Annotated in this window: 3 protein-coding genes; 1 reads left to right on the top strand and 2 read right to left on the bottom strand. The window is 57.4% G+C overall.

Annotation, left to right across the window (positions count from 1 at the left end; translation table 11 throughout):
• Both K0A93_13515 and K0A93_13510 read right to left on the bottom strand, forming a co-directional pair.
• Nucleotides 1-501, bottom strand: a 501-nt coding sequence (locus K0A93_13515; protein MBW6513107.1) for a DUF2318 domain-containing protein, incomplete at its 3' end; no start/stop codon positions are given.
• Nucleotides 502-557: 56 nt separating this feature from the next.
• Entirely contained in the window at nt 558-1,409 is an 852-nt protein-coding gene (locus tag K0A93_13510; GenBank protein ID MBW6513106.1) for a cation transporter, read from the bottom strand.
• 716 nt (nt 1,410-2,125) lie between these two features.
• Between K0A93_13510 and K0A93_13505 the strand changes: the two genes are divergently transcribed.
• A partial coding sequence (locus K0A93_13505; GenBank protein ID MBW6513105.1) for a heavy metal translocating P-type ATPase occupies nt 2,126-4,446 on the top strand: 2,321 nt, incomplete at its 3' end.

The following is a 4,446-nucleotide window of genomic DNA, read 5'->3' as shown; positions in this document are numbered from 1 at the left end:
CAAAGGAGTGAAATAGTGACGGCCCTGCTCCAGAGCGGCCAACTGAATAACGACGCTGTCGGCGGTTATCTTCCTCTCCAGCGGGACGGGATTGCATCCGCCCTTGACTTCATTGATGCGATTAACGGGAAAAACCTGATTGCAGTTGTTGCATACCATCGTCGCACCCTCCTGGCGGTACCCTTTACCTTCTTTGTAACAGACATCACACGTATCGAATGCCGAGCGAATCTCTCCGTCAACGCTTTTGACAATAAAAAATTCAACATCACCGGTCGCGACGGCAACGCGGAAGAAATGCGCTTTACCGTCAGACACCGCCGACACCGGCACGCGGACTGATCCGTTGACCGGGATCACCAGTTTTGACTTCTGCTCCCCCCACAATAACCAGAATGATCCTGTCCCGACGACGACCAACAGGGCAACAATGACAAGCAGTCCTTTGGATTTCTTTTTCGCTTGCGTAAATTGGGCTTTTTTGGTGTTTTCAACGGTCACGACAATCTCCTTTTAAAGATGATTTATGGGGTTTTTACAACGCGACTGTGGTGGTCTCAACCGCAGCACGATCCACCACAACCACCGGCAGAGCTTTCGGTTGCAGCTTTCAATTCCGGATCGAAAATAACCACCGGAGTTGTACTCACCAGCTGTTGATACCACTTCTGCAACCGCTGGTTACGGAGACTATCGTCCGCGCCTTCCGGCGCCACGTTGAGTTCCAGATTCCGCTGAATGATCATTTCATTGCGAACCAGTCTGGTGAATTGCTCAAGACTGCCGTAACGTGCGACGACCGCTTGCTCAAACCCAGGTTGCTGGGCTTTCATGCTGTCGATGCGTGCGGCCACTTCACCATCCTGCACAACAACTTGATTTTCTTCCGCGGCACCGAGCAACAACTCTCTTTGCAACAGATCGTTCCAGACCTTGAGACGGATATCAGTATCAGCCAGCGCCGAACCATACCCCTGCGACTGTTTGATCGCAGCGGCAAATTCGCTGCGCGGCAGCAGGCGCGAACCGATCCGTGCAACATAGATCGGGCTGAGCCGGGTTTCTTCATCGCGTAATTGGCGATACTGATCGACTGACAGTATTTCACGCACCGTGGCCGGGTAGCCAGCGACGGTCAGCTGTCTGCGAATATCCTCCGCGTCAATCACCCCAGGGTCAAATTCGACTGTGCTTTGCGCGGCAGTGACACTGACCTTAACCGTGCCGACCCCGGCCTCATCAGCCAACGCTTTCTGGATCTTGCTGACACACGAGCCACAGGAAAGATTTTTGACGTCGTAGACCGCGAAAGCCTTATCCGTGATCCGTCCTTGCCACACCCAGAAGGCTCCTCCAATAAGCATTGCCACCAGAACGGACAAACTGACAATTAAAACGTTTTTTCGCATAGATACACCTCTCCCTTTAATGATTAAGGCACCACGGGGATCAAGACGTGGCGCCCTATAATGTCCAGCCAATTATCACAGCATTGAATAATGCCATGTCGATGATTCGTTGAGCCTTTTAGTGTCATGCTCAGGACGGGCAGATGTGAGCAGGTTGCGGGCAAATTCAACCTGTGCGTGAGTCGAATTACAATTAGAGTGCCAATTCAACAAAGAGTCGTAACGTGCTGTTTTTGATATATTTTGTATAATTGGTGGGAGATCTTAGAAATCCTGATGGGGAATAGTCTGGAGTAGCTGTTGAATATTCTACAGCAGGGATCGCAACCCCGCCGGGCCGAGAAACTTCAACAGACGCTGTTCCGGGTTCGCCAGATGAGACCGTTCACGGAGTGCCGGATGCGGAAAACGGCTTGTTCGGTGGCAGACAGAACAGTTCAGGGCGAATCATTCTGAAAAAATTTGCCTTTGTTACAAAAAATCGGTAACTATTCAGCTATAGTCCAGGGGTCATCATCCCCGAGTGGTTTTGTCGTCGATCCATGCCTTTCAACTCTGAACAAGCTGGATTCCGACTAAAATCATACCGGAATAACGCCGTAGAAGTCGCCTTCAGGCGCGATTGTTTGCGGCTGAAGCCACGCCACAGACGAGCTGAACAGTTCCCTTCTTTTCAGCAGGAAAGGATAAAAATCATGCAAGATCCCGTATGCGGTATGCAGGTCACTGCCGACGCCAAGGGTGGAACAACGCAGTGGCAGGGAGAAACCTACACCTTCTGCTCGGAAAAATGCCGCGACAAGTTCACCACGGATCCCGCAGCCTATGTAAGGGATCCTGCCAAAGACCCGGTCTGCGGCATGACCGTCAGTAAGGAGAAGAACGCCGGTTCCCATCCCCACGAGGGGACAACGTATCTGTTCTGTTCCAGCAAATGCCTGGACAAATTCGTGGCCGATCCGCAGGCCTATCTCTATCCACAGCCGAAGGGAGACGATCCGACCGATGCGTCGCGCGCATATACCTGTCCGATGCACCCCGAAATTGTCCAGCAGGGGCCGGGGAGCTGCCCCAAGTGCGGCATGGATCTGGAGCCGATGAGTGCCTCCGGCGATAACGCGGAAGAGGAAGAAGCGGCGATTCGCAGCTTGAAGCGCAAGACGCTGATCGCCGGTGGCCTGACGTTGCCGATCCTGCTCCTCGCTTTCGACAGCATGCTGCCCGGACTCTCCTTTGAAGGGATCCTGTCAGCGCGGTTGCAGGGTTGGCTGGAGCTGGTACTGGCGACCCCCGTCATCCTCTGGGCCGGATGGATGTTTTTTACGAGGGGGTGGCAGTCGATCATCAACCGCAGCCTGAACATGTTCACCCTGATCATGCTCGGCGTCGGTGCGGCTTATGGTTACAGTGTCATGGCGGTTTTGTTCCCGGATCTCTTTCCGGCGTCGTTCCGCAGACACGGTGAGGTCGCGCTCTATTTCGAGGCGGGCGCGGTCATCACCACCCTCATCCTGCTCGGGCAGTGGCTCGAAGCCCGCGCCCGGCGGCAGACCGGTCAAGCGATTCAGAGTCTGCTCAGCCTCGCGGCCAAGACCGCGCATCGGGTCAGGGATGATGGCGAAGAAGAGGAGGTGGAGATCGACGCCATTGTAAAAGGGGACCGGCTGCGCGTGCGTCCCGGCGAAAAAATCCCCCTCGACGGCGTCATTCTCGACGGTAAAAGCACCATCGACGAATCGATGCTTACCGGCGAGCCGATCCCGGTGGAGAAGGGCGAGAACGACAAGGTGATCGGTGCCACGGTCAACCAGACGGGGAGTTTCGTCATGCGCGCCGAGGCCGTGGGCGACGAAACCATGCTGGCGCATATCGTCAAGATGGTCGCCGAGGCCCAACGCAGCCGGGCGCCGATCCAGAAACTGGCCGACCAGGTCGCGGGCTATTTTGTCCCAGCGGTGGTCCTGACCGCGCTGATTTCTTTCGGCGTCTGGGCCGTCTTCGGCCCGGCGCCGGCCATGTCCTACGCCATCGTTGTGGCGGTCTCCGTGCTGATCATCGCCTGCCCCTGTGCCCTGGGACTGGCCACTCCGATGTCGATCATGGTCGGGGTCGGCAAGGGGGCCCAAAACGGCGTCCTGATCAAGAACGCCGAAGCGATCGAGCGCGCCGAAAAAGTCACCCATCTGATCACCGACAAGACCGGCACCCTCACCGAGGGGAAGCCCTCGGTGGTCGATGCGCAAACGCCGGACGGCGTGGAGACCTTCGACTTGCTGCGTCTGGCGGCGGCGGTTGAAACGCAGTCCGAGCACCCGCTGGCCCGGGCGGTTGTCGACCAGGCGAAGAACGAGGGGCTCGAACTCCCGGATATCACAGATTTCGAGAGCACCACCGGTGGCGGCGTCCAGGCCAGGGTCGAGGGGGGACTGATTCGCATCGGCAAGCGGACCTTTCTCGAAGCGGCCAAGATCGACATCCCCGACAGCTTGAGCCAGACGGCGGAGCGTCTGCAGGGCGAGGCCAAGACGGTGATCTGGGCCGGACGTGACAATCAGCTCCTCGGCCTGATCGCCATCGCCGATCCGATCAAGGCGACTTCGAAAGAGGCCATCGCGTCACTGCACGAGATGGGGATCACCGTGGTCATGTGTACCGGGGATAATCTGCGCACCGCCAGGGCGGTGGCCAAAGAGCTGGGGATCGACGCAGTGCATGCCGAAGTCTCCCCCGAGGACAAACAACGCATCGTCAATGAATTGAAAGCCAAGGGGCATCGCGTCGCCATGGCGGGGGACGGGATCAACGACGCCCCCGCCCTCGCCGCTGCCGATGTCGGCATTGCCATGGGGACCGGCACCGACGTCGCCATCGAGAGTGCCAGTCTGACCCTCGTCAAAGGCGACCTGCGCGGCATTGTCAGCGGCCTGCGCCTCAGCCGCGCGGTCATGCGCAATATCCGCCAGAACCTGTTTTTCGCCTTCATCTACAACGGCGTCGGCATCCCGATCGCCGCCGGGGTGCTCTACCCCTTCTTCGG

This window comes from Desulfuromonadaceae bacterium, from assembly GCA_019429445.1.
Taxonomy (GTDB): Bacteria; Desulfobacterota; Desulfuromonadia; order Desulfuromonadales; family JAHYIW01; genus JAHYIW01.
This window is presented reverse-complemented; position numbering and strand designations above follow the sequence as displayed.